General features: G+C 66.8%; 13 protein-coding genes. 4 read left to right on the forward strand and 9 right to left on the reverse strand.

The features are described 5' to 3' along the window. Positions 1-36: 36 nt before the first annotated feature. On the reverse strand, positions 37-4509 hold the full coding sequence (gene gltB / locus ABQY64_RS00165; RefSeq protein ID WP_349779593.1) for a glutamate synthase large subunit: 4473 nt from the start codon (positions 4507-4509) through the stop codon (positions 37-39). Between the two features lie 202 nt (positions 4510-4711). After that, positions 4712-5092 (reverse strand): I78 family peptidase inhibitor, encoded by a 381-nt coding sequence (locus ABQY64_RS00170; RefSeq protein ID WP_016901590.1) that lies wholly within the window; start codon positions 5090-5092, stop codon positions 4712-4714. Positions 5093-5150: 58 nt separating this feature from the next. Here ABQY64_RS00170 and ABQY64_RS00175 point away from each other — a divergent pair, with 58 nt between their 5' ends. Then, a complete protein-coding gene (locus tag ABQY64_RS00175; RefSeq protein ID WP_349779667.1) occupies positions 5151-6452 on the forward strand; it encodes a DNA topoisomerase IB in 1302 nt (433 codons plus the stop codon). Positions 6453-6454: 2 nt separating this feature from the next. Here ABQY64_RS00175 and ABQY64_RS00180 read toward each other — a convergent pair whose 3' ends face one another. Then, positions 6455-7018 carry a class I SAM-dependent methyltransferase gene (locus ABQY64_RS00180; RefSeq protein ID WP_241239527.1) on the reverse strand — a complete coding sequence of 188 codons (564 nt, stop codon included), beginning with the start codon at positions 7016-7018 and terminating at the stop codon, positions 6455-6457. 533 nt (positions 7019-7551) lie between these two features. Between ABQY64_RS00180 and ABQY64_RS00185 the strand changes: the two genes are divergently transcribed. After that, positions 7552-7701: a hypothetical protein gene (locus ABQY64_RS00185; RefSeq protein ID WP_349779594.1), complete on the forward strand. Its 150-nt coding sequence runs from the start codon at positions 7552-7554 to the stop codon at positions 7699-7701. Between the two features lie 240 nt (positions 7702-7941). Here ABQY64_RS00185 and ABQY64_RS00190 read toward each other — a convergent pair whose 3' ends face one another. From ABQY64_RS00190 to ABQY64_RS00200, 3 genes are all read right to left on the reverse strand, one after another. Further along, complete coding sequence (locus ABQY64_RS00190; protein WP_016901594.1) at positions 7942-8286, reverse strand: hypothetical protein; 345 nt, start codon at positions 8284-8286, stop codon at positions 7942-7944. Positions 8287-8550: 264 nt separating this feature from the next. After that, positions 8551-9195: an NAD(P)-binding domain-containing protein gene (locus ABQY64_RS00195; RefSeq protein ID WP_349779595.1), complete on the reverse strand. Its 645-nt coding sequence runs from the start codon at positions 9193-9195 to the stop codon at positions 8551-8553. Positions 9196-9256: 61 nt separating this feature from the next. Further along, positions 9257-9703 (reverse strand): Rrf2 family transcriptional regulator, encoded by a 447-nt coding sequence (locus ABQY64_RS00200; RefSeq protein WP_065047661.1) that lies wholly within the window; start codon positions 9701-9703, stop codon positions 9257-9259. Positions 9704-9950: 247 nt separating this feature from the next. On the opposite strand from ABQY64_RS00200, the gene ABQY64_RS00205 reads away from it, so the two are divergent. Both ABQY64_RS00205 and ABQY64_RS00210 read left to right on the forward strand, forming a co-directional pair. Continuing rightward, positions 9951-10832 carry a pirin family protein gene (locus tag ABQY64_RS00205; protein ID WP_349779596.1) on the forward strand — a complete coding sequence of 294 codons (882 nt, stop codon included), beginning with the start codon at positions 9951-9953 and terminating at the stop codon, positions 10830-10832. Between the two features lie 232 nt (positions 10833-11064). After that, positions 11065-11679, forward strand: a complete 615-nt coding sequence (locus ABQY64_RS00210; RefSeq protein ID WP_039529449.1) for an FMN-dependent NADH-azoreductase — start codon at positions 11065-11067, stop codon at positions 11677-11679. Positions 11680-11907: 228 nt separating this feature from the next. On the opposite strand, the gene ABQY64_RS00215 is transcribed toward ABQY64_RS00210, so the two are convergent. The 3 genes from ABQY64_RS00215 to ABQY64_RS00225 form a co-directional block, all read right to left on the reverse strand. Then, positions 11908-12855, reverse strand: a complete 948-nt coding sequence (locus ABQY64_RS00215) for a LysR family transcriptional regulator (protein ID WP_065047657.1) — start codon at positions 12853-12855, stop codon at positions 11908-11910. A gap of 561 nt (positions 12856-13416) precedes the next feature. Next, complete coding sequence (locus ABQY64_RS00220) at positions 13417-13638, reverse strand: hypothetical protein (RefSeq protein WP_039518066.1); 222 nt, start codon at positions 13636-13638, stop codon at positions 13417-13419. Then, positions 13635-22298 (reverse strand): GH36-type glycosyl hydrolase domain-containing protein, encoded by an 8664-nt coding sequence (locus ABQY64_RS00225; protein WP_374151327.1) that lies wholly within the window; start codon positions 22296-22298, stop codon positions 13635-13637. The genes ABQY64_RS00220 and ABQY64_RS00225 overlap by 4 nt, the downstream gene beginning before the upstream one ends. Between the last annotated feature and the right edge of the window lie 343 nt (positions 22299-22641).

Below are 22641 nucleotides of genomic sequence, written 5' to 3' on the forward strand. Positions count from 1 at the left end.
CACCATTCCCGATTCCCGATTCACCAATCCCGTTACTCAGGCGGCACGCCTGAGTGACTCTGTCAGCGACTCGATGCTGGCGGCCTTGGGTTTGACCAGCCAGAACTTGCCGATGTAGTCGCGGAACTCGTCCAGGATCTGCTGCGCCCAGATGCTGCCGGTCAGCTCGCGGTGGCGGCTGATCAGGGTGTGCAGATGCTGGCGATGGTTCTCGAAGCCCTCGGCGGAGACGCGGTGGATGTCGATCAGTTCGTGGTTGTAGCGGTCCACGAAGTCGCGCTCGATATCCAGCACGTAGGCCAGCCCGCCGGTGAAACCGGCGCCGAAGTTCAGGCCGACCTTGCCCAGCACCAGCACCACGCCGTCGGTCATGTACTCGCAGCAGTGGTCGCCTGCGCCTTCCACCACTGCCAGCGCGCCGGAGTTGCGCACCGCAAAGCGCTCGCCCGCCCGCCCGGCCGCGAACAGCTCGCCACCGGTGGCACCGTACAGGCAGGTGTTGCCCACGATCGGCGTGCTGCGCGCCTCGAAGCGCGCCCCGCGCGGCGGGCGCACCACCAGCCGGCCGCCGGCCATGCCCTTGCCGACGTAGTCGTTGGCCTCGCCTTCCAGCTCCAGCTGCAGGCCACCGGCGTTGAACGCGCCGAAGCTCTGCCCGGCGGTGCCGCGGAAGCGCAGGTTCAACGGCGCATCGCTCATGCCGTGGTTGCCGTGCACGCGCGCGATGGCGCCGGACAGGCGCGCGCCGATCGAGCGGTCGGTGTTGTGGATCAGGAAGCGATGGTCGCCGCCGCGCTTGTTGGCGATCGCATCGGCGAGCAGGCCGTCCATCTGCGTGGCCAGGCTGTCGGGCGATTCGTACAGGCGCTGGGCGGCGCAGTGGCTGCCGTCGTAGCGGGCATGCGTCAGCAGGCGCGACAGGTCGACCTTGACCCCGGCACGCGGGGAAACCTCCAGCTGTTCGAGCAGGTCGGTGCGGCCGACGATGTCGTCTAGCGAACGCACGCCCAGGTAGGACAGCCACTGACGCACTTCCTCGGCCAGCAGGCGGAAGAAATGCTCCACGCGCTCCGGCAGGCCGGTGAAGTAGTTCGCGCGCAGGCGCTCGTCCTGGGTGGCCACGCCGGTGGCACAGTTGTTGAGGTGGCAGATGCGCAGGTACTTGCAGCCCAGCACGATCATCGGCGCGGTGCCGAAGCCGAAGCTGTCGGCGCCCAGCAACGCGGCCTTGACCACGTCCAGGCCGGTCTTCAGGCCGCCGTCGGTCTGCAGGATGGTGCGCTCGCGCAGGTCGTTGGCCACCAGCGCCTGGTGCGACTCGGCCACGCCCAGTTCCCACGGCACGCCGGCATAGCGGATCGAGCTGACCGGGCTGGCGCCGGTGCCGCCGTCGTGGCCGGACACGGTGATCAGGTCGGCGCCGGCCTTGACCACGCCGGCTGCAATGGTGCCGACGCCGGCATGCGCCACCAGCTTCACAGACACCAGCGCGGTCGGGTTGACCTGCTTGAGGTCGTAGATCAGCTGGGCCAGATCCTCGATCGAATAGATGTCGTGGTGCGGCGGCGGGCTGATCAGGCCGATGCCGGGCTTGGCATAGCGCAGCCGCGCGATCAGCTCGTTGACCTTGTGGCCGGGCAGCTGGCCGCCTTCGCCGGGCTTGGCGCCCTGGGCGACCTTGATCTGCAGCACTTCGGCGTTGACCAGGTATTCCGGAGTCACGCCGAAGCGGCCGGAGGCCACCTGCTTGATCTTGGAGCGTTTCTCGGTGCCATAGCGGGCCGGGTCTTCGCCGCCTTCGCCGGAGTTGCTACGCCCGCCCAGGCGGTTCATGGCGATGGCCAGCGCCTCATGCGCTTCGGGCGACAACGCGCCCAGGCTGATCGCGGCGGTATCGAAGCGACGCAACACATCTTCGGCCGGGGCCACCTCGTCCAACGGGGTCGGGGTGTCGGCACGCTTGAGCTGGACCAGATCGCGCAGCGTGGAGGCCGGGCGCGAATGCACCGCATCGACGTACTTCTGCCAGTCGCCGGCATCGCCGGTGCGGGTGGCGCGCTGCAGCGTCATGACCACGTCGGGGTTGTACATGTGGTACTCGCCGCCGTGCACGTACTTGAGCAGGCCACCCACTTCCGGCTTGAGCTGGTCGTTCCAGGCGCATGCGGTGAGCTCGCGCGCCTCGGTATCCAGCCGTGACAGGCCCACGCCGCCGATGCGCGCGGGCGTCTCGGCAAAGCACAGCTCCACCACGTCCGGGTCCAGCCCGACGATCTCGAACAACTGCGCGCCGCGGTAGCTGGCGATGGTGCAGATGCCCATCTTGGAGATGATCTTGGACAGGCCCTTGTAGATGCCCTTGCGGTAGCGGCGGCCGATCTGCGACTGCTCGCCGCCCTTGCTCAGCTGCAGGATGCCGCGCCGGCCCAGGTCGAACAGCGTCTGGTAGGCCAGGTACGGATACACCGCGGTGGCGCCGAAGCCGAGCAGGCAGGCCATGTGGTGCGCATCGCGCGCGGTGCCGGTTTCGATGATCAGGTTGACGTCGCAGCGCAGGCCCACCTTGCACAGGCGGTGATGCACCGCGCCGGTGGCCAGCAGCGCATGCGCCATCGGCCGGTCCGGGACCGGGTAACGGTCCGACAGCAGCAGCATGACGGCGCCAGCGCGCGCGGCCGCCTCCACTTCCTGGCAGATGCGTTCCAGGCCGGCCTTGAGGCCTTCCTCCACGCTGTAGGACAGGTCGATCAGGCGGTTGCGCTCGACGTACTGCTCCATCTTCAGCAGCTGGCGCAGCTTGCGCTGGCTGAGCACCGGCGAGTTGAGGATGACGTGGTTCACCGTCTCCGCACCGGCGTGGAAGATGTTGGTCTCCTTGCCGAGCTGGGTGGTGAGCGACATCGCGATGCCTTCGCGCAGCGGGTCGATCGGCGGGTTGGTGACCTGCGCGAAGGCCTGGCGGAAGTAGTCGTACAGCGGCCGGGTCTGGCGGCTGAGCACCGCCATCGGGGTGTCGTCGCCCATCGAGCCGGTGGCTTCCTGCTCGGTCTCGGCCAGCGGGCGCAGGATCTGCTCCACTTCCTCGGTGCTGAGCTGGAACAGCTTGTGGTAGCTGCGCAGGGTCTGCTCGCTGAAGGGTTCTTCCACCAGCGAGGGGTCGATCAGTTCGGTCTGCAGATAGGTCACGCCCTGCTGCAGCCATTGCTTGTACGGCGCGCGCGCACGGTTGATGCGGTCGATGGCGTCCGAGTCCAGCAAATCGCCGCGCTTGAGATCGATCGCCATCATCTCGCCCGGGCCGAGCTTGCCCTTGCGGGTGATGCGCTCGGCCGGCAGTTCCCACACGCCGGCCTCGGAGGCCACCAGGAAATGGCGGTCGGAGGTCAGCATCCAGCGCGCCGGGCGCAGGCCGTTGCGGTCGAGCATGCAGGCAGCATAGCGGCCGTCGCAGGCGACGATGCCGGCCGGGCCATCCCATGGCTCGGTGTTGAGGCCGTAGAACTCGTAGAACGCGGCCAGGTCGGCGTCCTTGAACTCAAGCGACTGGGTCGCCGGCGGCACCAGGATGCGCAGCGCCTGCAGCAGGTCCATGCCACCGGCGATTAGCAGCTCGAGCATGTTGTCCAGGCTCTGCGAGTCCGAGCCGTGCATGGAGATCACCGGGTCGAACTCGGCGATGTCGAAACGCGGGGTCTGCCACACCTTGCTGCGCGCCTGCGCCCAGCGGCGGTTGCCTTCGATGGTGTTGATCTCGCCGTTGTGGGCGAGCAGGCGGAACGGATGCGCCAGCGGCCAGCGCGGCAGCGTGTTGGTGGAAAAGCGCTGGTGGAAGACGATCGCGCTGGAGGACAGGTCGCTGCGCTGCAGGTCCGGGTAGAACGTGCTCAGCTTGTCCGGCAGCACCATGCCCTTGTAGCTGATGCCGTTGGGCGAGAGCGTGGTGACGTAGAAGTTTTCCACCTCGCGCAGCGCCTGCTCGGCGCGGCGGCGCGCCAGGAACAGCGCCAGGGTGAAGCCGTCTTCGCTCTGCTCGGCGCCGGCATCGACGAATACCTGTTCGATGCGCGGCAAGGTGTCGCGTGCCAGCTGGCCGCAGACACTGTCGTCGGTAGGCACCACACGCCAGCCGCGGAACTGCACGCCGGCGCGGTGCAACTGGGTTTCCAGTTCGGTGCGACAGCGTGCGGCATCGGCTTCGTCCAGCGGCAGGAACACCACACCGGCCGCGTAGCGCGTGCCCAGGGCGATATCGGCATCGCGCGCCAGCCCGCGCAGGAACGCATCGGGTTTGCGGATCAGCAGGCCGCAGCCATCGCCGGTAAGCCCGTCGGCCGCCACGCCGCCGCGGTGGGTCATGCGCGAGAGCGCCGCAATTGCGGTGTCCACCAGTGAGCGGGAAGGTTGGTCGTCCAACTGGGCGACCATGCCAAAACCACAGGCGTCGCGCTCATCGCGCGCGCTGTTGTAGAGACCGTAGTCGTTGAGCCCTTGGCGAGTGCGGGGGGCCATGTCTGCCTCTTTGCGATCTGGGAGAGCGGCGACGACGTTGCAGCGCTCGATCCGTGGAGCGTTTCGAAGAGGTCACCGGATGATCGACTAGACCACAGTTGATGCGGTGCCGCAATACACCGTTACAGCTGCAACGAGGGCGGCCGCAAGGCCTTGTGCCAGCTGGCTTGGCGCCTGTTCGCCAACAGGCGCCAACCGGTACTTAGCCGCAACGCACCGAAGCGATCACGTTCTTGGCATCCACTTCCAGATTGAGCCGTTCGCCGTTGAACTCCATCGTGGTCATCTGGCCGGGTTTGAGCACGCGCACCGACTTGGCGCCGGCATCGGTGCGGGCCTGGTCGCTCACCGCATCGGTCAGCGCCTGGCCCACCAGCGATTGCACCTGGGTGGCATCGCAGCTGCCGATCGGCGGCGCTTCGGGCGCGGCGGCCGGTGCCGGTGCGGCGGCTTGTTCGGCGGCTTGCTGCGCCTTGGCGGAGACGGCTTCCTGCTCGTCCGGTTGCGGCGAACCGCAGGCAGTCAATGCCGCCAGCACGACCAGGGTACAGGCCAGACGGGCGGTAGGCAGGACAGCGCGCATCGATGACTCCAGCACAGTAGGGGAAGCCCAAGCATAAGCAGAAAACCTGCTCGCGGGCATCGCTTGCCCACATGGCGTTGTCGCAGCGTTGACGCGGCCTAGTCCTGCCCGGCTCAACAATCGGCGCCTGTCCTTCGATCCGTGCGCAATGAAAGCCAAACGTGTTCTTCGCAATGCCGCCGCCACCGCCAGCGCCGCCGGCAAGCTGGCCACCGTTGCCGCCGGCGCGGTAGCTGCCACTGCTGCGGTGGCGAGCGTGGCCGCGGTTGCACAGGCCAAGGCCACCGCGCGCGCGGCCGGGCTCACCTACGTCAACGATCAACAGCCCGGCATCAGCCGCCGCAAGGCCGGCAAGAGCTTCAGTTACCGCAGCGCGGATGGACAGCGCGTGGCCGATGCCGACACCTTGCAGCGCATCCGCGCGCTGGCGATTCCGCCGGCATATACCGAGGTGTGGATCTGTGCCAAGCCCAACGGCCATCTGCAGGCCACCGGCCGCGATGCGCGCAGGCGCAAGCAGTACCGCTACCACGCCGATTGGGCGCAGGTGCGCGGCGAGGGCAAGTTCGAGCGGGTGATCGCCTTCGGTCAGGCGCTGCCCAAGTTGCGCCGCCGGCTACGCCGCGATCTGGTCTTGCCGGGATTTCCACGTGAGAAGGTGCTGGCGATCGTGGTGGCGTTGCTGGCCGACACGCTGGTGCGCGTAGGCAACGCCGAATATGCGCGCAGCAATCGTTCCTACGGGCTGACCACGTTGCGCAACCGGCACATGGAATTCCTGCGCGGCGGACGTGCGCGGCTCAAATTCCGCGGCAAGAGCGGCCAGGATCACGATATCGAGGTGGACGACAAGCAACTGGTCAAACTGATCCGCGAATGCCAGCAATTGCCGGGGCAATCGCTGTTCCAGTACCGCGATGACGACGGCCAGCTGCAGCCGGTGGATTCGGGCGAGGTCAACGACTACCTGCGCGAGGCGATGGGCGAGGATTTCACCGCCAAGGATTTCCGCACCTGGGGCGGCACGCTGGCGGCATTGCAACGTCTGGCACGTTTGCCGCTGCCCGAGCGCATGAGCGAACGCGCGCTGACCCAGGTGCAGAACGATGTCATCCGCGAAGTGGCAGACGCGCTGGGCAATACACCCTCGGTGTGTCGCAAGGCCTACATCGACCCGTGCGTCTTCGAAGGCTGGCGCGCCGGTCAGTTGCAGGCCATGGCCACCGGCGTGCGCGGCGAGCGTCAATGGGAGGCAGCGACGCTACGCTTTCTGACCGACTCGCGCAGCAAGCCACGCAAGACCAGCAGCAAGCCGCGCAAGGTGGCCGGGCCGAGCCTGCGCCGTGCAAAATCTGCCTGAGGCTATGCTGCGCATGCGCGACGTTGGACGCGATAGGTCGTCGCAGGCGGAACGTTTCGATACGTGCGCCCGATCCTGACCGCTTCCAGGTTGAGCGCGTCGAGGATCTGTGCCGGAACCGAGCACCTGATTCCGTAGGTAAACAGATACAGCCGGCCACCAGGCTTCAACTGCATGAAGGCGCCACGCAAGATCGCAGCCACCTGATGCGCCGGCATGTTCAACAAGCCAAGGCCGCAGACCACGGCATCGACGCACGCACCATCGATGCGCGGGACCGATTCAAGCTCGGCAACATCCATCTGCAGCAGTCTTGCACGCGGAAAGCGCTGCTTGAGCAGCGCAGAAAAGGTGGCGTTGTACTCGAGCAGGGTGAGGTTGTTTTCCTGCACGCCCTTGTCGATCATCGCCTGGGTGAACACACCGGTGCCCGGCCCGAGTTCGAGGACACGGCCAGTACGTTCCGACAACTCGGAAGTGATGATGGAAGCAAGTGCGCGTCCGGAGGGGAGTATCGCGGCAACGGAGCAGGGTGCGGTGAGCCATTCGCGAAAAAACGACGTCATATACGAACGAGCCATCTATCCTCACAACATTGAAAGAGTTCGTTCAAGCAACATCTGCGCACATCGACGCAGACGCGCGATTGTGCGGAAAACAAGGCTAAAGCAAGACGCTGTCCGTAGTCGGTCCTCGCTGCGATTCGGCCACGAGAGTTCAGGTTCTTATCAGTATTGGCACCTTGGCAATGCCACGTTGGCGCTGCAATGCAGTGTCATCAACGAGCAATTTTCTGAGTGATTGCTGATGCAGGCGATGACCGAATGCGATGCGCGGCACGTGCTCAACGCCTGCGTTGTACAGGCGAGCGACAGGCAAACCGCACTATGGATGCAGCAACGCGTCAATCGGCTAGAAGCTGCGCACCAACTGCAGCGGCACTAGTGCGCCGCAACGTGTAACGCGCACTCTGGACAATCGGCAGATCACGTTTGGTGTGTTGAAGCCCTAGCGCATCCACGTGATCTGTAGGCTCTGTCCAAGCGATGCATGCAATCGCACTACGGTTGGCGCCGTTATCCAGCGTGGAGGATTGGCAATGGAAAGCGGGACGAGCGACATCAGCCGTTACGACTGGCCGTGCGATGTCACGTTGAGCGCCGATCCTGGCGAACTGCAATGGCGCGCGGCGTTGGTGCTGTCCAACGCGGATGCCTGTGTCCAGCATCTACCGGCGGACGTGCTCTGATCCGCTCGACGGTGATAAGCACCGTGCCGACGGCGCGGCATGGTGCCGTTGGCATCGGGGCCAAGGCCGACGGCAGTTTCTGCAAGCCCGTGCAGATTGAGCCGAGCAGCGCGCTGGTCCGTTCGCCAGCGCGATCTCTGGTCATGGTCCCGGCAGCAGCAGGCAACGTGGCACGTGCCTGCTGCGCACGTCGCCGTTCCAGGGACGGCGACGCGGGTGCGCCGGTGCCAGCGGCTCCGCTCAGCCGCAGTAGATCGCGGTGATATTGTTGTTCGGGCCGGTCTCGACGGTGAGGTGATCGCCGCCGCTTTCGCTGGCGCCCTGGGCCGGGTCGGCCAGGCCGCTGGCAGTGGTGCCGCCGGTGGCGCGCTCGCCGCGGCGCACGCTGACCTGCAGGCTGTCGCTGTCCACGCGCGCACGTTCGATGGTCTGCGCCGCCGCGGCCAGGCCGACCGCGCCGCGCACCTTGTCGATATGGCACTGGCCGGAGATGGCCCCGTCGATGGGCTGCACCTGCGCGACCTGGTTGGATGCACAGGCCGAGAGCAACAACACGGCAGCGAGCGGGGCGAGGGTGCGGATCATCGGTGGTCTCCAGCGGAAGAATGGCGCAAGCGTGAAGAAAGCGTTGTTGGCGTGGCATGAAGGCCGCGGACAGAAAGCGGCCCGCGGGCGGGCTTGCGTCCTTCACATGACGTGGCAGCAGGTCCGATGACCGCAACGGGGCTTCGCTTTAGCGACGCCCCGCCGGCATTGGGTGACCACTGCCCTTGCGCACAGACGCACAGGAAGCGTGGATGCCGTCCGCCAATCCCCAATCCCCAATCCCCAATCCCCAATCCCAGCCCCTCAGAGCTTGACGAAACTCGCCACCGACAACGGGCCAAACGGCAACTCGAACAACGGGCCGCCGGTGGCGAGCGGGCCCAGGTCGACGCTGGCCAATTCCAGTTGCGCGAGCAACTGGGCGACCTGCGCCTTGGCATCGGCGTCGTCGCCGGCGATGAAGAACACCCGCTTGCCTTCAGTCACCTCCAGCTTGCCGAGCAGCTGCGAGTCCAGATGGTTGAAGGCCTTGACCACGCGCGCACCTGGCACCAGCTCGGCGAACACCTGGCTGGAGGGGCGGCCGCCGGTGTCGATCGCCTTCAGCCCATAGGCGCCGATCGGGTTATCGGGGTCGGTGGCTTCCGGCGAGTCGGGGGCGACGTCCATCAAGGCGTTGTTGCTGTCGATGACGATGCGGCCGTTCCAGTCGGGCAGCCCGGCCAGCGCAGCCGGCAGGCCATGCCAGCGCACCGCCACCAGCACGATATCGGCCTGGGCCGCCTCGGCCGCAGTGACTGGCGTGATCGATGGGCCAAGCTCGGCCGCCAAGGCCTGCAGCGATTCCGGGCCGCGGCTGTTGGAGATCAGCGCGGGGATGTTCCGGCTGGCCAGAAGACGGGCGAAACCACTGCCGATAGCGCCTGCGCCGATGATGCCAATACTCATAGTGTTACTCCTGATGTATGTCGCCGACATGGCGACATTTAAACTGAAATGCAGGGTGGGGTTACCACTGCAACGGGATGCTGAACTTGCCCAGCCGCGCGACGTCTGCAGCCAGTTGCGCCACGCTGACGCCGGCCAGTTCCTGTTCCATCGCCTGCCGCGCGCGTTCCAGCGCTGGCTGCAATGCCTGCAGAATGTTGCCGCCCACTGCGCAGGCCTCGCACGGCGGCGTGCGGTGCAGGGCGAACAGTTCGGTGTTTTCCACCGCGCGGTAGACCTCCAACAGACTGATGTCCTCGGCCGGGCGCGCCAGCAGGGCGCCGCCGCCGGCACCGAGCTGGGAGCTGGTGAGCCCGGCGGCAGTCAGCCGCGACAGCAGGCCGCGGATCACCACTGCGCCGGTGTTGGCGCTATAGGCCAGGTCTTCCGAGCGCATTGGCTTGCCGCCACTGACGGCCAGGGCAGTCAGGGTATGGGCGGCAACGGCGAAGCGGGTACTGGTTGGCATGGCGATCTAGTCGATGTGTTGACGACACGGTTACATTAAAGCCCAGGTCCGTCAACTCTTTTTGACGTTACCGATCATGCGTGCGTCGGGTCCTGTCTGTATTGATGCGTGGCTATGCCGGAAGTGAGATTACTTCCAGATCTGGACGACTCCACTACAAATCTTCCGGCTAGTCCATCAATGATCGCGTCTCTACTCTTTGCTCAACGGGGCAGCGCGCCCCACCGCCACCGCAAAGGGATCTGTCATGAACGCACAACTGGCCACCGCCTACACCGCTCGGCCGCAGCGCGAGAGCAGCGTGCAGGCCGCGCCACGCCCGGTGGTGTTCCGTACCCGTGGCACCACTCGCGGCCCGATCACCCGGCTGATGAGCCCGGGCGACCTGGGCCAGCTGCTCAAGCCGTTCGTGTTCCTGGACCTGTTCACCGTCAAGCCGTCGATCGGCGGTGCGCCGATGGGGATGCACCCGCATTCGGGCATCGCCACGCTGACCTACCTGATGGACGGCGAAGTCGGTTACGAAGACAGCACCGGCCAGCAGGGCACCTTGCCCACCGGCGGGGTGGAATGGATGCGCGCCGGCAATGGCGTCTGGCACGACGGCGTGCCGGTCGGCCAGTCCTCGGCCAAGGGCTTCCAGCTGTGGGTCGCCTTGCCCGCCGCCTTGGAAAACGCCCCGGCACAGAGCCTGTATCTGTCGCCCAACGATGTGCCGGTAGACGGCCCGGTGCGCGTGCTGCTGGGTCGCTACGGCGCACTGGAAAGCAAAATCCCGGCACCGGCCGACATGACCTACCTGAGCGTGCAGCTGCGCGATGGCGAGACCTGGCGCTATGTGCCGCCGGCCGGCCATGAGGTGGCCTGGATCGCGGTGCACGGCGGGCAGCTGGAAGCGGCCGACACCATCGGCAGCGGGCAAATGGCGGTGTTCCAGGACGCCGAGCAGGCCATCGAGATGCTGGCGGTGGGTGCTACCTCCTTCGTGCTGGGCTCGGCGGTCAAGCATCCACACGAACTGGTGATGGGCCACTACTCGGTGCATACCAGCAAGGCCGCCCTGGCGCAGGGCGAGGCGGAAATCCGCCGCATCGGCGAACAGCTGCGTGCGCGGGGCCGCCTGGCCTGAGTCGGGCGCCACCGGCAGCCGAGGCAGGGCTGCCGCGTGGCCGGCACACAGCACGCGGATTGCCCGGCACACCAGCGCGCGACAGAGACTTCCGGGCGCAGTACGCCTTCCAACCAGCACGCCTTACCGGCACCTCATCTTCAACCACCAGTTCCACCACGTCGCTGCGGGTGCGCTTGCGCCACGCGTCGCCGAACTCTCACACCCCATACTTTTTTACAAAGGCACTGACATGAAACTGCTCCATCTCGATTCCAGCATCCTCGGCGCTTATTCGGTCAGCCGTCAGCTCTCGGCGGCCACCGTTGCAAAACTGCAGTCCGGCAACAGCGATATCGCCGTGACTTACCGCGATCTGGCTGCCGAGCCGCTGGCGCACCTGTCCGGCGCGCATCTGGCGGCGCAGCAGAACCCCACCGGCGACCAGAGCCCGGCACTGGCCGCCGAGCTGGCCACCAGTGCGACGGTGCTGCAGGAGTTTCTGGATGCGGACACTGTGGTGATCGGCGTGGCGCTGTACAACTTCACCATCCCGACCCAGCTCAAGGCCTGGATCGATCGGGTGCTGGTGGCCGGCAAGACCTTCCGCTACAACGCGCAGGGCGTGCCCGAAGGGCTGGCCGGCAACAAGCGCGTGATTCTGCTGGTGGCGCGTGGCGGCTTCTATGGCGCCGGCTCGCCGATGGCATCGCTGGAGCATGCAGAGAGCTATATGCGCACGGCGCTGGGGTTCATCGGTGTGCACAACCCGGAAGTGATCGTTGCCGAAGGTCTGGCCACCGGCGCAGACGCACGCCAGGCGGGTATCGCCAGCGCCCAGCAGCAGATCGATGGGCTTGCTGCCTGAGCGGGGTAGCGCGTGACGCTTGTCCGCTGGCATCGCCTGCGGCGGCGATCAAGCCACCCAATGCCCGGTGCTGATCTTTCAACCGTGGTGACACTGCATCGAGCGGACAGCGTGCCGCTCGATGCAGTGCGTTGCCCGCGTGGCGGGCGCCAACAGCGCTTCAAAGGATGTCGGCACTGATGCTGCATCGCTGGGGGCGTTGCAACCGCCTCCCTTGGCATCACGCAATCACCGCACGCCGCGCAGCGCGGCGCTATTTGCCAAGCCAATCACCTCGTTGCATTCAGGCGCATTCAATCGTGTCGTCACGGCCTGGATGAACGCCGAGACCGCACGCGGCAGATGGTGTCGGCTCGGGTAGAGCGCGTACAGGCTCTGGCCCTTGCGTTGAAAATCCGGCAGCACCACGGTCAGGCGACCTTCGTTGATATCCGGCCACGTGAGTGCCTGCGGCAACAACGCGATGCCGAGCCCGGCCACCGCCGCTAGCCGCAGCGCGCGCGCGGTGGTGGCGGCCATGCGCGCCTGCACCTGGACGTCTTCGGCAAGCCCGGACGGGCCGACCAGTGTCCAGGTAGCATATCCGCTGGGATGCGGAAAACTGATGCAGTCGTGGTGCGGCAATTCGTCCAGCCGCAACGGCCTGCCGCGCGCCTGTAGGTAGCCGGGGCTGGCCACCAGGACATCGTTGGTGTCGGCCAGGATCTGGCGGCCGACATAGCCCAGGTCCGTCACTACACCGCCCCGGAAGGCCACATCGATACGCTCGGCGATCAGATCGGCCTTGGCATCGCTGAGTACGAATTCCAGCCGTACCCGCGGATGCGCGGCGAGAAATTTGCCCACCCATTCGACCCGGAAAAAATCCAGGAAATCCGCCGGCGCCGCCACGCGCACCAGACCGGCGGCTTCGTCGCCACCGGCCACAAGGCTCTGCCCGGCCGAGGTCAGCCCGTCCACCGCATCGGCGCAACGTTCGTAAAAGGCCTGGCCGGCGTCGGTGAGGGTGAGTTTGCGAGTGGAGCGCTGCATCAGGCGCGTGTCCAGTTGCGCTTCGAGCTGCTGCACGCGCCGGCTCACGCTGTTGGGCGCAGTGCCCAGCCGGCGTGCGGCTTCGGCAAAGCTGCCGCTGCGCACGACCTGCACGTACAACGCAATGTCATTGAGATCGATCACCAGCGGCCTGGACGCGTGTAAACGCGGAGTCTAAGCGTGGCGACTGCGCGTCGTCGATCACAGCAGCGTGCAGCACTGCATGTGGCGGATAAAGGTGGACCGGCGGCACAGCGCGTCATGCCCTCGAGGAGCTCGGCTTTTTTATCGCATCCAAGCGACGCGACGAGTCCAAATATTGGTTGTCTTGTGTCTTTGGGTTGCGCGGATAGACCGGATGTAGAGCGGATGATCTGGGGCTTGGCTGCAGGGCCCTTGCCCGCCCACCATCGCGGGACACGCTGCAGTTACGTCCTTGTAAGCTCTTACGCGGCATCCATGCCGCGTAAGGTCCCGCGACGGTGGGCGGGCAAGGACCCGTCGAGATGGTCGGTGTGCGTAGCTCTTCTCAAAGCAACCAGCAAAATCTCTGGTGCGGTGCCTTCGCCGATTGCGGGACCGTGTGGCGGCATGGACGCCGCCACCGAGCCCCCAGGGACGGGTTTACGGCGTGTCCCGCGAGCGGTGAGGGCACCGCGCGCTCGATTAACTCAGCGTTTGACTGAATCCAAACGCCTCTACGACTCAGCTCCTTCGCGTCAGTCCGTGACGGTGCAACAGCTGCCGCAAGCGACGTTGCACGCGTTGCAGATCCGCCTCGGCGGCCTCGTCGAGAATGCCTTTGGCCAAGGCATCGAATTGCGGCCAGAACTGGCTGGGGTCGCGCACCCGCTGCGGCCATACTGACAACATTCTGCCCAGATCGGAAAGCTGGTGATTGGTGTGGGTGCGTATGCGTGTGCTCATGTCGCGTCTCCCGGCCAGTCCAGGGCGACAGCGTGGACCGCACCGTCGTCGACCAGAGTGAAAGCAAGCTCGGCTTGCGCTATGCCGTCGATTTCCAGCCGTGGCTCGACACCGGGGCGCTGGGTGACGTCGATGACGTAGGTGCTGGTGCCGAAGCGATAGCGCAGCTGGTACTGGGGCCAGCTGGCCGGGATGCACGGCACGAGGTGCAGGCGCTCGCCATGGCGTTGCAGGCCGAGCAGCGATTCGGTTAGCAAGCGGTACATCCAGCCGGCTGCGCCGGTGTACCAGCTCCAGCCGCCGCGGCCGGCGTGCGGCGCCACTGCGTAGACATCGGCCGCCAGCACATAGGGTTCGGCCTTGTAGCGCTGCACGCCCGCCGCGTCGCGGGCGTGGTGGATCGGGTTGATCATGCCGGCCAGTTGCCAGGCCCGCGCGCTGTCGCCCAGATGCGCGAAGGCCATCGTCGCCCACACCGCCGCATGCGTGTATTGACCGCCATTTTCGCGTACGCCGGGCACATAGCCGCGGATATAGCCGGGGTCGTGTTCGGTACGGTCGAACGGCGGTACCAGCAGCTTGACGATGCCGGTCTCGGCATCCACCAGTTGCTGACGCATCGCTTCCATCGCCTGCGCACCGCGCGCCGGGTCCATCGCACCGGACAGCACCGCCCAACTTTGCGATAGCGAATCGATACGGCATTCGTCCGAGTCGCTCGAGCCCAGCGGCGTGCCGTCGTCGAACCAGGCACGCCGGTACCAGCGCCCATCCCAGGCATGCTGTTCCAGCGCATTGCGCAAGGCGTGGGCGTGCGCACGGCAGGTCGCCGCGAATGTCGCATCGTCGCGCTGCACGGCCACGTCTGCGAACCTTAGCAGCGTGTCGTAGAGGAAGAACCCCAGCCACACGCTCTCGCCCTTGCCGTCCTTGCCGACCCGGTTCATGCCGTCGTTCCAGTCGCCGCTGCCGATCAGCGGCAGGCCGCGTTCGCCCAGCCGTGCCATGCCGCGCTGCAGGGCGAGCACGCCGTGCGCGTACAGCGACTGCATGTTGGCGGTGATCTGCGGCAGGTCGTAATACGATTCCTCGTCGGGCTTGAGGGCGCGCCCGTCGATAAAGCTCACGCGCTCGTCCAGCACACTGGCGTCGTTGGTGACATCCAGATAGCGGCATAGCGCCTGCGGCAACCACAGAAAATCGTCCGAGCACTGCGTGCGCACGCCGCGGTCCTGTGGCGGGTGCCACCAATGCTGCACATCGCCCTGTACGAACTGATGCGCGGCGCAGCGCAGCAGATGCGCGCGGCTGAGCGCCGGCTGCGCGTGCACCATCGCCATGCTGTCCTGCAACTGATCCCGGAAGCCGTACGCGCCACCGGACTGGTAATAGCCGCTGCGTGCCAGGAACCGGCAGGCGATGGTCTGGTAGAGCAGCCAGCCGTTGGCCAGCAGATCCACCGCTGGATCGGGCGTGGTCACCTGCACGGTGCCCAGCACCTGCTGCCAATGCGCGCGCACCGCCAGCAAGGCGGTGTGCGCGGCGGCCACGCCACGGCTCTGGCGTGCCAGTGTCAGTGCGGTGTCGCGATCCACCGCCGCGCCCAGGCGGAATACCGTTTCGAAGCTCTGTTCGGCCGCCAGCGTGACCGGGATCTGGATCGCCGCGCACGGGTCCAGGCCGGCACCCACGCGCCCGGACAAACGCTGCCGCGTGAGCGCGGCCGGTGCTGCCAGGCTGCCATTGCGCCCGATGAATTCGCTGCGGTCGGCAGTGATGCTGCGGCTGGGTGCATCGGCATCGAAGAACGCCACGCGCCCGTCGAACTCGGTGTTGTACGGGTTGCGCGCGGTCAGCACGCTGCTGCCCAGATCCACCTCGCTGACCACATGCAGCTGCGAGCGGGCGCGGATATCGCCCAGCACCCATTCCACGTACCCGGTGACGCTGAGCCGGCGTGGGCGGCCGGAAAGATTCTTCAACCGCAGATGGCTGAACTTGATCGGGCGCTCCACATCCACGAACACCCACAGCTCGCTGCCGATGCCGTGTTCGATATGGCTGTAGACGCTGTAACCGAAGCCGTGGCGCACCGTGTAGCGACCGCTGCCGCGGCATGGCAGCGCCATCGGCGACCACACCTGGCCGGTGTCTTCGTCGCGCAGGTAGAACGCTTCGCTTGAGGCATCGCCGACCGGGTCGTTATGCCACGGCGTGAGGCGGAATTCGTGCGCGTTTTCGGCCCAGCTGTAGCCGGGGCTGCTGTCGCTGACCACGCTGCCGAACTGCGCATTGGCCATCACGTTGCACCACGGCGCCGGTGTGGCGGTGCCTTCGTCCAGGGTGATGCGGTATTCGCGGCCGCCGGCGGCGAAGGCGCCCAGGCCGTTGTCGAACAGCACCGGTTCTTCGGCGGCGGCCTGCAGGGTTCGGTCCAGGTAGGCGGCGTGGGTGCTGCTGAGGTAATCGGCGCTGTCCAGTTGCTGGATGGGCTCCAGCAACGGCGGATGCGCACGCGCGCTGGGGTGGCGTTGCAATTGCGCGTCCAGGGTGCCGTTGGCATCGCTAAGGATCGCGCGCGCCACGGTCTGCAGCAGCACGCGGTCTTCCTGCGAGATGTGTTCGATGGCGCGCACGAAGATGCCGCCGGGGCGGTCGAGCACATTGGCTTCGGGGTCGGCGGCGATCAGGCCCACAATCGCGTCCTGCAATTGCTGCCGATAGCCTGCCTGGCTCTCGTTCCAGATCACCAGATCCGCGCGCAGGCCTTTCAGGCGCCAGTACGCGTGCGCCTGCACCAGCTGGCGCACCAGATCCAGATTGTCCGGGTCGGTGATGCGCAATAGCACGATCGGCAGATCGCCGGAGATGGCGTGACTCCACAGCGCCGACTGGCCGCGATGGTTGTGCAGCAACACCTCGCTGTCGGCGCGCAGTTGCGGGTCGACGAACAGCACGCGTGCGGCCAGCCGCTCGTAGAGCATCGCGTCTTCCAGCGAGGCGTTGATCTGCCGGCGGATGACCTGGCTCTGGGTCAGCGCCAGATCGAACACGCGGTCGGCCAGACGGCGGTCGCGGTACTTGTCGATCAAGGCGGTGCAGGCCTCGCGTTGGGTGCCGACGCCGTAGACCATGTCCACCTGCGCCTGTTGATCCGGCGCCAGCGAAATGCGGCAGCGGATCGCCACGATCGGGTCCAGCACCGAGCCGGCCGCGCCGGACAGGCTGGCGTGCGCGTGTGCGTGCAAGGCCAGCGGATTGCGCGTGCTGCGCCCGCGCCCGACAAATGCGGCGCGGTCGGTCTCGTAGGAGATCGACGCCACGTCGGCATCGTGCACTGCCACCAGATGCAGCATCCACGGCTGCGCTTCGTCATGCCCGCGCGGGCGGCGCGTGCATAGCAGCGCCTGTTTGTCGGCCAGGATTTCGGTCTGCACGAACAGGTTGCTGAAGGCCGGATGCGCCTCGTCGGCCTGCGCCGGTGCCAGCACCACTTCGGCGTAGGTGGTGATCTCAATCACCCGCGTCTGCCGCGAGCGGTTGCGGATGCGCAAGCGGCGCAGCTCCACATCGTCTTCGGCGGAAATGGCGATTTCCAGATGGCTGTCGTAACGCTGGTGGCTGCCTTTGAACTCGGCCTTGGCATCGGAAAAGATCGCCTCGTAACGCTCCACCGGCACGCAGGTCGGCTGATGCGCGGCCGACCACACCGCGCCGCTGTCCACATCGCGCAGATAGCAGAACGTGCCCCAGTGGTCGCGGGTGCCGTCTTCGCGCCAACGCGTCACCGCCATGTCGCGCGCGCGGCTGTAGCCGCCACCGGCCGACGTCAGCATGCCGTGGTAACGCCCGTTGGAGAGCAATTGCAGCGCCGGCTGCGGCAGATTGGGGTCGCGATGGATGCGCAAGGCCATGCCGGCTTCGGTGGCCACCGGGCGCTCGGCGGCGTCGGCCAGGCCTTTGACATACACGCCAGCGCGCGGTGCACGCTCCTGCAACAGCAACAGCGTGGCCTGGAATTGCGGGTCGGCGACAAAGCGCTTCTGCATCGGCGCATCGCGCAACACGTGGTCCAGCGCCAGCAGCGCCATGCCCTGGTGATGCGACATGAACGAGCGCACCAGCGCATGCTGTTCGCCACGCGGCACGCGCGAGGGGGTGTAGTCGATCGCCTCGTACAAGCCGAAACGCCCGCCAAATCCCAGCGCCTGCAGCTGCTGCAGATTGCGGCAGGCTGCATCCGGCTCGACCATCAGCGCCATCGCACTGGCGTAGGGGGCGATCACCAGATCCTGGCCCAGGCCGCGCTTGAGCCCGAGCCCGGGCACACCGAATGCGCGGTACTGATAGTTGCGCCGCGTATCGACGGTGTTGTAGCCCGATTCGGACACGCCCCACGGCACATCGCGTGCGGTGCCATAGCGGATCTGCGCCTGCACCGCACCGCGCATCGAGCGGCTCAGCAAGGTCTGCGGGTAGCTGGGCATGACCAGATCGGGCATCAGGTACTCGAACATCGAGCCGCTCCACGACAGTAGCGTGGGCTCGGCGCCGGTGTCGGTGAGCGTGCGGCCAAGTGCGAACCAGCTCTCCTGCGGCAACTTGCCCTGGGCGATCGCCACGAAGATCCCCAGGCGCGCTTCGGAGGCGAGCAGATCGTAATGGCCGCTATCCAGGCGCTGGTCGTCGACGTTGTAGCCGATCGACAGCAACTGCTGGGCGGGGCTGTAGAGGAAGTCGTAGTCCAGCTGCGCCAGCTGCCCGGCGATATGCGCCAGCCGTTGCAGCTCCTGCACGCGTCCGGCGGCCCAGGTCTGTACGCCGGGTGCGTGGTCGCTGACGGCGAGTTGCCGGAGCGTGGCGACCGTGGCGCCAGGGGGCGGCGTCGCGTGCGCATCGGTACCGGCAAGCGTGGTTGCGCAATGGCCCACTTCGGCCAGGGCCGCCTCGCAGCTGTCGATCAAGCGTTGCGGCCACGGCTCGTCGTCGCTGTCCGGCATCAGCGCCAGGATCGTGTGGCTCTGCGCCAGCAGCAGGCGCAGCGCTTGGTCGGCCTGGTGCAGGCTCAGCGCGGGCTGGCTGCGGATGCTCTGCAAGCTCTGCGACATGGCGTCCAGCGCATTGGCGGCGGCGTCGCTGCGTGTCTGCGCTCGCGATGCCAGCACGCCCAAGGTGTCGGCCAATCCATCGAACACCGCCATCGACACCGCCGGTGCATCCACCAGTGCCAGCAGGCCTTGCCGCAGCGTCAGCAGATGCCCGACCAGGTTGCCGCTGTCCACGGTGGAGACGTAGCGCGGCAACAGCGGCACCAGCGTTTCGGTGTCGTACCAGTTGTAGAAATGGCCGCGATAGCGCGGCAGCGCTTCCAGCGTGGTCAGCGTATGGGCCACGCGGGTCATCACGCCGGCCACCGTCAGGTAGCCCAGATCGTAGGCGGCCAGATTGGCCAGCAGGCCCAGCCCGATATTGGTCGGCGAGGTGCGGTTGGCCACCACCGTGACCGGGTATTCCTGCACGTTGTCCGGTGGCAGCCAGTGGTGCTGCGCGGTGCAATGGCTTTCGAAGAACGCCCAGGTGCGCCGCGACAATCCGCCGAGGAAGGCACGTTGTTCCTGCGACAACTGCGCCACCGGTGCGGCGGGTTGTTCGCCCAGCCAGGCCATCAGCCAGGGCGCGGCCATCCACGCCAGCCCCAGTGGCAACGCCGCCCACAGCGCCAACGGCGCCCACCACGCCACCACGGCGATCGCCAATGCCGCGCTGCACGCGGCGCCGGCCATCAGCTGTTGCTCGGCATTGCCGCTGCGCGCGCTGCGTTCCACTTCGCTGGAGGGCGCCCACTGCAGCAGATGGCGCCGGGTGATCGACATCCGCACCAGCGTGCGGGCGATGGCGGCCAGCTGCATCCCTGCTTCGAACGGCAGGCAGGCCAGCACCACGCCGGTGCGCAGCAGATGCTGACGCAGCCCCACACCAACCTGGCGCGCGTGATGACGCAGCCCCAGACCCTCGGGCGGATGCGCCAGCGCATACAGCGCCGAACACAGCCCCGGCAGCAGCCATAGCACCAGTAACCACAGCGTCCAGCGCAATGGCGTGGGCGAACACAACCAGCCGATCAGCAACAGACTCAGCGCGGCCGGGGCCACCAGGCTGCGGCGCAGGTTGTCCAGCAGCTTGCCGCGCGACAACCACGACAAGGGATTGCGCGCGCGCCGGCCACCGCGGTCGGGCACCCACGGCAGCAACCACGGCAGCAACTGCCAGTCGCCACGCACCCAGCGCGCGCGGCGCTTGGCATCGGTGGCATAGCGTTGCGGGTGGCGCTCGTACAGACGCACGTCGCTGAGCAAACCGGCGCGCACATAGCAGCCTTCCAGCAGGTCATGGCTGAGCACGCGGTTATCGGGGAAGCGGCCGGCCAGCACCTGCTCGAAGGTGGCCACGGCATAGATGCCCTTGCCGATGAAGGAGCCTTCGCCGAACAGATCCTGATACACGTCCGAGACCACACGCGTGTACGGGTCGATGCCCGGCTCGATGCCGAACATGCGCGCCAACCGCGACTCGCCGCCCTCGCTCATGCCGGTGCCCAGGCCCGGCTGCAGAATGCCGTAACCGGCCTCGACGATCTGCCCGGCTGCATCCATGCGCGGCACATTCAACGGATGCGACATCGCCCCGACCAGCGCGCGTGCCGCATCGCGCGGCAGGTGGGTGTCGCTGTCGAGCGTGATCACATAACGCACCTGCACCAGCGCGGCGACATCGCCTTGCACCTGCAGGAATTCGTGGGCTGCCTGCAGCGGTGCAGCGTTGGCGCAGAGCACGCGGTTGAGCGCTTCCAGCTTGCCGCGCTTGCGCTCTGCGCCCATCCAGCAGCCTTCGCCCGCGTTCCACTGGCGTGCGCGATGCAGCAGGAAGAAGCGATCGCCGTGGGCATCGGCATAGGCCGCGTTGAGCCGGTCGATATGCTGCGCCGCATGTGCCACCAATGCCATGTCGCCAGGCAATAGCGCTTGCGCGGCATCGAGAAAATCGGTGAGCAGCGCGAAGTACAACTGTTCGTCGCGGTTGGCCAGGTAATGCACCTCCAAGGCGCCGACCAGCTCGTCGATGGCCTCGTGACTGGCCAGCATGCTCGGCATTACCACCAGCGTGCGGCAATCGGGCGTGATGCCGGCACGCAGGTCCATGCGCGGCAACGGATGCGGGCGCACCCATAGCGTTGCCACCCAGTTGACCAGGGCAATGCCCAGCTCGCTGGCGGCCAGCAGCGCGATGCCAGCGGTGATCCACCACAGCGCCGGCGGCAGTGCGCTCACGCCCTGCAGCAGCACGCCGCTCCACAGCACGGCGATCACGGCGATCGGTAGCAGATACACCGGCAGCGCTACGCGTCGCGCGCGTGGGCGCGGTGGAGGCGGCGTATCTGCCGCTGCTGAGTCGCGAAGCGCGGCACGCAGCCGCGGCAATCCCGCATCCACCAGGTAATAGCCCACGTGGCCGGCCACCGGCATCGCGGCATCTGCGTGCGCCGCCAGCTGCAGCACCGCCTCGGCCACGGCCGGCTCGTCGCGCTCCAGGCGCTGCGCCAGCTGTTCCACCACATGCCGGTAGGTATCGCGGGTGTGGAAATCCATGCGCGCATACACGTCGGCCGGATCCTTGCGCAAGGTCTGCTCGACCACGCTCATGGCCTCGACGAAATCGCGCCAATCCATGTCGTCCAGAAACCGCAGGCTGCCGATGCTGTTGCTGATCGCCACCTGCTCGGCCGCCTGGCGTTGGCTTTCGGCGTGCACCAGGCCTTCCACGCTGTGGCCCTCGCTTGCCAGCCATTGCTCCACCCAGGCGCTGGCCATCGACAACACCGGGCCGCGGCCCTGGATGCCGCGCGTCAGCTCGGCCACGAACGCACCGGTGGCCGGTGGCTGTGAGCGCGCCAGATCGGCCACCACCACCACCACGTCCTTGGGTTGCGCCGCCGCCGTGGCGTTGAGCAACGCGGCCCAATGCGCGGCCAGGCGGGTGTCGCGCCCGTCGTGCATGATGTCCTCGGCAATGCGGCGCAGATTGTCGATCAGCGCCAGCCGCAACATGATCGGAATCGCCCACAGCTCGCCGAGCTTGAGCGGCGCCACCTGTTGGTAGGCCGCGATAAAACGGCTCAGCGTGATCGCATCCACGCGCCCGTCGCCATGCGCCACCACCTGCAAGCCCAGCTCGTAGACGCGCGGCAGGCCCACCGACGTTGGTGTGCGCAGACGCGGTAATTGCCGGCTATACCCAGGCGGAAGATGCTGACGCGCCAGGCGCATCTGCTCTTCCACCAGATAATAGTTGTCCAATAACCACTCGCCGGCCGGATGCAGGCGCAAGCCATCGGCAGACATTTCGGCCAATCGCGCTGCGGCCGTGCCGAGCGAGCGCTCGTTGAATTTGAGTTGTGACAGCAGCAGCTCGCGGGTTGGCCCGGTATAGAGCACATGCGCCTCCGCCAGGCTGTGCCCCAGCGCCTCCATCTGCTCGTCGCCAAGCAGGGCCGCGCCTTCAGGCACGGCAGCGCGCACCGACGGATGCTGCAGGGTTGCTGCTGGCTGGGTAATCGACTGCCACCAGAGAGAAAACGCAGAAGCCTTCCGCTGTGGCGGCATCGAGACATGACCTGTGCAGCATAAGAGCCGCTAGAACCACGATCATGCGCGCTTGGTCTGGCCGGCATGTGAAGGCACTACGTCGAGGCATTGCAATCGTTGGCCTGGCGACAAACGCTCATGCGCCACACTGCACGCGCGCCTCCATCGACGCAGCTGCAACGGGCCGTACGCGGATGGTGTCGATCGCCGCCAGACGATGCGCGGCCAGGAGTGCAGACACGATTCGTTTCTCGCGCCGCTGGTTCTCCGGCAACCCGATGTACCACGCACCCCATGCCGCACCCTGCGCGCCTGTTTATGGGATAACTGACATGCCGCTGAGTACCACTCTTTTCACCCG

Origin of the sequence: Xanthomonas sp. WHRI 7065, assembly GCF_040203115.2 — a bacterium.
Lineage (GTDB): Bacteria > Pseudomonadota > Gammaproteobacteria > Xanthomonadales > Xanthomonadaceae > Xanthomonas > Xanthomonas arboricola.

Excerpts from the sequence above, each read along its gene's own strand:
- ABQY64_RS00185 (WP_349779594.1), top strand. The coding sequence starts at position 7,552 with ATGGAAAGCGGGACGAGCGACATCAGCCGTTACGACTGGCCGTGCGAT.
- ABQY64_RS00205 (WP_349779596.1), top strand. The coding sequence starts at position 9,951 with ATGAACGCACAACTGGCCACCGCCTACACCGCTCGGCCGCAGCGCGAG.
- ABQY64_RS00220 (WP_039518066.1), bottom strand. The coding sequence starts at position 13,638 with ATGAGCACACGCATACGCACCCACACCAATCACCAGCTTTCCGATCTG.
- ABQY64_RS00180 (WP_241239527.1), bottom strand. The coding sequence starts at position 7,018 with ATGACGTCGTTTTTTCGCGAATGGCTCACCGCACCCTGCTCCGTTGCC.
- ABQY64_RS00200 (WP_065047661.1), bottom strand. The coding sequence starts at position 9,703 with ATGCCAACCAGTACCCGCTTCGCCGTTGCCGCCCATACCCTGACTGCC.
- gltB (WP_349779593.1), bottom strand. The coding sequence starts at position 4,509 with ATGGCCCCCCGCACTCGCCAAGGGCTCAACGACTACGGTCTCTACAAC.
- ABQY64_RS00170 (WP_016901590.1), bottom strand. The coding sequence starts at position 5,092 with ATGCGCGCTGTCCTGCCTACCGCCCGTCTGGCCTGTACCCTGGTCGTG.
- ABQY64_RS00225 (WP_374151327.1), bottom strand. The coding sequence starts at position 22,298 with ATGCCGCCACAGCGGAAGGCTTCTGCGTTTTCTCTCTGGTGGCAGTCG.
- ABQY64_RS00195 (WP_349779595.1), bottom strand. The coding sequence starts at position 9,195 with ATGAGTATTGGCATCATCGGCGCAGGCGCTATCGGCAGTGGTTTCGCC.
- ABQY64_RS00190 (WP_016901594.1), bottom strand. The coding sequence starts at position 8,286 with ATGATCCGCACCCTCGCCCCGCTCGCTGCCGTGTTGTTGCTCTCGGCC.
- ABQY64_RS00210 (WP_039529449.1), top strand. The coding sequence starts at position 11,065 with ATGAAACTGCTCCATCTCGATTCCAGCATCCTCGGCGCTTATTCGGTC.